5 protein-coding genes and 1 pseudogene are annotated in these 5,310 nt (G+C 75.2%); 5 read left to right on the top strand and 1 reads right to left on the bottom strand.

Annotated features, from left to right (window positions below):
- Positions 1-502 (bottom strand): annotated as a pseudogene (locus tag WML84_RS12465) (anthranilate synthase component I family protein); the annotation flags it as partial.
- Between the two features lie 42 nt (positions 503-544).
- Here WML84_RS12465 and WML84_RS12460 point away from each other — a divergent pair.
- The 5 genes from WML84_RS12460 to WML84_RS12440 form a co-directional block, all read left to right on the top strand.
- Positions 545-1,216 (top strand): DedA family protein, encoded by a 672-nt coding sequence (locus tag WML84_RS12460; protein ID WP_347346464.1) that lies wholly within the window; start codon positions 545-547, stop codon positions 1,214-1,216.
- A 6-nt stretch (positions 1,217-1,222) separates the two neighbouring features.
- Positions 1,223-2,260, top strand: a complete 1,038-nt coding sequence (locus tag WML84_RS12455) for a phosphatase domain-containing protein (RefSeq protein WP_347346463.1) — start codon at positions 1,223-1,225, stop codon at positions 2,258-2,260.
- A 57-nt stretch (positions 2,261-2,317) separates the two neighbouring features.
- The gene (locus tag WML84_RS12450) at positions 2,318-3,028 is read left to right on the top strand and encodes an SOS response-associated peptidase (protein WP_347346462.1); all 711 of its coding nucleotides are present in this window, start codon (positions 2,318-2,320) and stop codon (positions 3,026-3,028) included.
- A gap of 13 nt (positions 3,029-3,041) precedes the next feature.
- On the top strand, positions 3,042-3,815 hold the full coding sequence (locus tag WML84_RS12445; protein WP_347346461.1) for a 5-oxoprolinase subunit PxpA: 774 nt from the start codon (positions 3,042-3,044) through the stop codon (positions 3,813-3,815).
- On the top strand, positions 3,815-5,310 hold a 1,496-nt coding region (locus WML84_RS12440), incomplete at its 3' end, for a 5-oxoprolinase/urea amidolyase family protein (RefSeq protein WP_347346460.1). The genes WML84_RS12445 and WML84_RS12440, both read left to right, overlap by 1 nt.

The following is a 5,310-nucleotide window of genomic DNA, read 5'->3' as shown; positions in this document are numbered from 1 at the left end:
GGGCCGCGTACTCGTCCGGCGTGTGGCGGCCGGCGACCTCGCGCGGCGGCGGCGCCTCCACGTGCGGCGCCGCGCCCCGGAACCATCCCTCGACGAGAGCGGCGAACGCGTCGGCCTCGGCGGCCGGCGCGATCGCCCACGCGCGCCGCGCGGCGTGGTCGAACGCGACGAACCGGTCGGCCCGCAGCCACAGTTCCTCCGGCGCGGACGGGTCGGCTCCCGCAGGCGCCCCGGCGCGCGCCGCGCCGTCGTCGTAGCCGAGCCACCCGACCCAGCCGCCGCCGAAGCCGCCCGGAAGCGTCGACGGCGCCGCGCCGGTCACGACGACGTCTCGCGGCGTCGCACCCGCCGGCTCACCCGCACCGAGCCAGCTCCAGCCCGTCGCGGCGTCGGGACCGGCGTCGAGCCAGAAGCAGTGCGCCGCGCGGCCCGGGCCGGCGAGGAACACCGCGGCGGGGTCGGTCCATCCCTCCAGCGCGCGGGCGACGAGGTCGGACGACACGCTCCCAGGCTAGTCGCGGGCTCGCGCGAATAGGCTCTGAGCGTGAACGAGACCCTCACGTGGCTGCTCGACGCCGTGCAGAGCGTCGACCCGCTCGTTCGCACCGCGCTCGCCATGCTCGCGATCGCGCTGGAGACCAGCATCCTGATCGGTCTCATCGTCCCCGGCGACACCATCGTCATCGTCGCCGGCACCGCCGTCGCCTCGCCGCTGGAGGGGTTCCTGCTGATCGTCGCGGTCATCGTGGGGGCGCTGATCGGCGAGAGCGTGGGATTCTGGCTCGGCCGCTGGCTCGGGCCGAAGCTGCGCTACTCGCGTGTCGGCGCGCGTATCGGCGAGCACAACTGGACGCGCGCCGAGCTGTACCTCCGCCGGCGCGGGGGCCCGGCGATCTTCCTGTCGCGGTTCCTCCCTGTCCTCCACTCGCTCGTGCCGGTCACCGTGGGCATGAGCGGCTTCTCGTACCGCCGGTTCCTCGCCTGGACCGCGCCCGCGTGCGTGCTGTGGGCCGTCGTGTACGTGACCGCGTCGGCGCTCGCCGCCGACACCTACCGCGAGCTGTCCGACCAGCTGCACTTCGCCGGCTACGTGTTCGTCGGGCTCATCGTGCTGTTCCTCGTCGGCGTGTTCCTCGTCCGGCGCCTCCTCGTGCGCGCCGAGGCGCGCCATCTCTCGCTCGGGGACGACGAGAAGCCGGGTGACGTGGGAGACTGAGTGGCGATGTCCGCGACACCCGCTCAGCGACCCCAGATGCTCTGGATCGCGCGCGCGGAATATCGCTTCCACTCCTGGCGGGAACGGCGCGCGCGGGCGCGTGGACAGCGCCCCACCGTGGCGGCGTTCCCCGGCTACGGCAGCGAGGAATGGGTCCGGGTCGTCGGGCGCGTGCTGATCGTCCCGCCGCCGCCGCGCAAGCGCCAACGCGGCGAGTACGCGAGCGTCCGCGGCTGGCGGAGCTTCGCGGCGGTCCCGGTCGGCTACGCGCAGGTGTCGGTGACGATCGACGGCGTCACCCACGAGGTCGTCGCCGACCGCGGCGGCGTGATCGACACGGTGCTCCCGGCGCGACTCGAGCCCGGGTGGCAGCCCATCACGATGTCGGTCGAGGGCTCCGAGCCGACCGAGACGCGCGTGTTCGTCGTGGGCTCCGGCATCCGCTTCGGCGTCGTCTCGGACGTCGACGACACCGTCATGGTCACGGCGCTCCCCCGCCCGTTCCAGGCCGCGTGGAACTCGTTCGTCCTCGACGAGCTCGCCCGTCAGCCCGTGCCCGGCATGGCGGTGTTCCTCGAGGGCGTCGTGCGCGACAACCCCGGAGCCCCGGTCATCTACCTGTCGACGGGGGCGTGGAACGTCGCGCCCACGCTCATCCGGTTCCTGGGACGCCACCTCTTCCCGCCCGGCGCGCTGCTCCTCACCGACTGGGGGCCGACGCACGACCGCTGGTTCCGCAGCGGCAAGGCGCACAAGGAGGAGAACCTGCGGCGCCTCGCGCGCGAGTTCCCCGACGTGAAGTGGCTCCTCATCGGCGACGACGGGCAGCACGACGACGCGCTCTACACCGCGTTCACGAGCGAGTTCCCCGGTCACGTCGTCGCGGTCGCGATCCGGCAGCTCTCCCCCGCCGAGGCGGTGCTCGCCGGCGGCCGCACCGCGGTCGACGACCACTCCGCGGCCGAGGTGCCGTGGGTGACCGGCTCGGGCGGGGCGAGCCTGCTGTCGCGCCTCAAGGAGGCGGGCGTCCTCCCGGGCGACTGACGGATGCCCGGAGCCTGCGTCTGCGGGCGAAGCGGACCGACGGCGTACGCTGAGAGCATGTGCGGACGGTTCGTCGTGGCCAATCCCGGCGCGGAGCTGGTGGACGCCCTGCGCGTCGACCTGGAGGGCGACGACCTCCCCGAGCCCTCCTACAACGTCGCGCCCACCGCGCGGGTCGCGATCGTGCTCGACTCGGCCAAGACCGAGCCGCCCACGCGGCGCCTCGAGGCCGCGCGCTGGGGACTCGTGCCGGCATGGGCCAAGGACCCGTCCGTCGGGGCGCGCGCGTTCAACGCGCGTGCCGAGGACGTCGAGGACAAGCCCATGTTCCGGCAGGCGCTCATCAAGCGGCGGGCCGTGATCCCGGCATCCGGCTACTACGAGTGGAAGACCGAGGCGGGTGTGAAGATCCCGCACTACGTCCACCCCGCCGACGGCTCGCCCATGCTGTTCGCCGGCCTGTACGAGTGGTGGAAGGACTCCGCGAAGGCCGCCGACGACCCCTCGCGCTGGCTCCTGTCGTTCACGATCCTCACGCGCGACGCGGTCGGCGAGCTCGGATCGGTGCACGACCGCATGCCGCTGTTCGTCGACCTCGACCACGCCGACGCGTGGCTCGATCCCACGACCGACAACGTCGGCGACGTGCTGGATGCCGCGATCGACGCGGCGCCGGCGATCGTGCCGTCGCTGGAGGTGTACGTCGTCGACCGTGCGGTCGGGAACACCCGCAACGACTCGCCGGCGCTCATCGAGCCGATCGGATGAGAGCGGCACGGCCGTGGACCTGAACAGCGACCTCGGCGAATCGTTCGGCGCGTGGTCGCTGGGCGACGACGCGGCGATGCTGGAGGTCGTCTCGAGCGCGAACGTCGCGTGCGGCTTCCACGCCGGCGACGCGACGACCGCGCGCGGGGTCTGCCGCCTCGCGGCGGCACGGGCGGTCGCCGTCGGCGCGCACGTGGGCTACCGCGACCTGGCCGGGTTCGGGCGCCGCTTCGTCGACGTCGACCCCGGCACGCTCGCCGACGAGGTGCTGTACCAGATCGGCGCGCTGCAGGCGATCGCACGGGCCGAGGGCACGCGCGTGTCGTACGTCAAGCCGCACGGCGCCCTCTACAACGCGATCGTGCACCACGAGGCGCAGGCGCGTGCCGTCGTCGCCGGCGTCGTCGCGCCCGGCGACGAGCTCGCGGTGCTCGGGCTGCCGGGCTCCGCGTTCCTGCGCGTCGCCGCCGAGCGGGGGCTGCGCACGGTCGCCGAGGGCTTCGCCGATCGCGCCTACCTGCCCGACGGCACACTCGTCCCCCGCTCGCAGCCGGGCGCCGTGCTGCACGACGCCGCCGCGATCGCGGCCCGCGCGGTCCGCATGGCCGAGGGCGAGGTCGTCGCGATCGACGGCAGTACGATCCCCCTGGACGTCGCGAGCCTGTGCGTGCACGGCGACACCCCGGGCGCGGTGGCGATCGCGCGTCGGGTGCGCGCCGCGTTGGACGCGGCATCCGTCGCGGTCGTCCCGTTCGCCGGCGTCGGTGCGCCGGGAAGCGGGCCGTGATGGCGGACGGGTGGAGGCGCACGCGGCATGAGGTCGCGCCGCTCGGCACGCGGGCCCTGCTGGTGCGCCTGCGCGCGGTCAGCCCGCACGCCGCGCGGCGGCACCTGGACGAGCATCCGCTGCCCGGTCAGCGCGAGGTGACGGCGGGCGCGTCGACGCTCGTGGTGCGGTTCGAGACCGAGCGCGCCGCTCGCGAGGCGCAGCCGCTCCTCGTCCGTCTGCAGGTGGCCGCGCACGAGACGCCGCTCGGCGAGCTGGTCACCATCGACACCGTGTACGACGGCGAGGACCTCGACGACGTCGCGCGGCTCCTCGACCTCGACGTCGACGGCGTGATCCGCGCGCACACGCGGCAGGAGTGGGAGGTCGCCTTCGTGGGCTTCGCGCCCGGGTTCGCCTACCTCCGCGGGCAGAACTGCGCGCTGCGCGTGCCGCGCCGGCCGGCGCCCCGCGTGCGCGTGCCCGCAGGGTCGGTGGCCCTGGCGGGGTTCTTCTCCGCGATCTACCCGCGCACCTCCCCCGGCGGCTGGCAGCTCATCGGCCGCACCGACGCACCCCTGTGGTCGCTCGACCGGCAGCCGCCGCTGCGGCTCGACACCGGCGGCCGGGTGCGGTTCCGCGCCGTGCGCGAACGGGTCGAGGTGCCCGAGCCGGAGCGCGCGCGGCTCGCGCCGCCCGCTCCCGCTCCACCGGGGCTGCGCGTGCTGGCGCCGGGCCTGCAGAGCCTCGTCGAGGATGCCGGGCGCCCCGGCCTGTCGGCGTGGGGCGTCTCGCGCTCGGGCGCCGCCGACCAGGGGTCGCTGCGGCAGGCGAACCGGCTGGTCGGCAACCCGCCGACCGCCGCCGTCGTGGAGAACGCCGGCGGCGGCCTCGCCGTCGAGGCGATCGGCGACGTGGTCGTCGCGGTCACCGGCGCCGACGTGCCGCTCCTCGTCGCGACGGCCGAGGAAGACCTCGACCAGCCGCTCGGCGCGCCGTTCGTCCTGCACGACGGCGACGTGCTCGAGGTGGGCGCCCCGCGCGCGGGACTTCGCGCCTATCTCGCCGTGCGCGGCGGCGTCGACGCCCCCGAGGTGCTCGGCAGCCGCTCGACCGACTCCCTCGCCGCGCTCGGCGTGCCGCCCCTGGGAGCGGGCGACGAGCTGCCGATCGGCCCGGCGCCGTCCGACGCGGTCGGCCAGCCCGAGCCGCCGCCGGCCGTCCCCGGACCGGGTGTCGCCGACCTCGACCTCGTGCCCGGCCCCGACCTCGACTGGTTCGACCGCACCGCCGTGGACGCCTTCCTCGCCGAGGAGTGGACCGTCACGCCGCGCTCGGATCGCGTGGGCGTCCGGCTCGCGGCCACGCCGATCCCGCATCGCCGCGAGGGCGAGCTCGACAGCCAGGGCATCGTGCGGGGCGCGGTCCAGGTGCCTCCGTCGGGTCAGCCGGTGCTGTTCCTCGCCGACCATCCCGCGACCGGCGGCTACCCCGTCATCGGCGTCGTCGCCGACCA

It is taken from the genome of Microbacterium sp. (assembly GCF_039812165.1).
Classification (GTDB): domain Bacteria; phylum Actinomycetota; class Actinomycetes; order Actinomycetales; family Microbacteriaceae; genus Microbacterium.
Note: the sequence above shows the minus strand (reverse complement) of the source record. Positions and strands in the feature narration are given on the sequence as shown.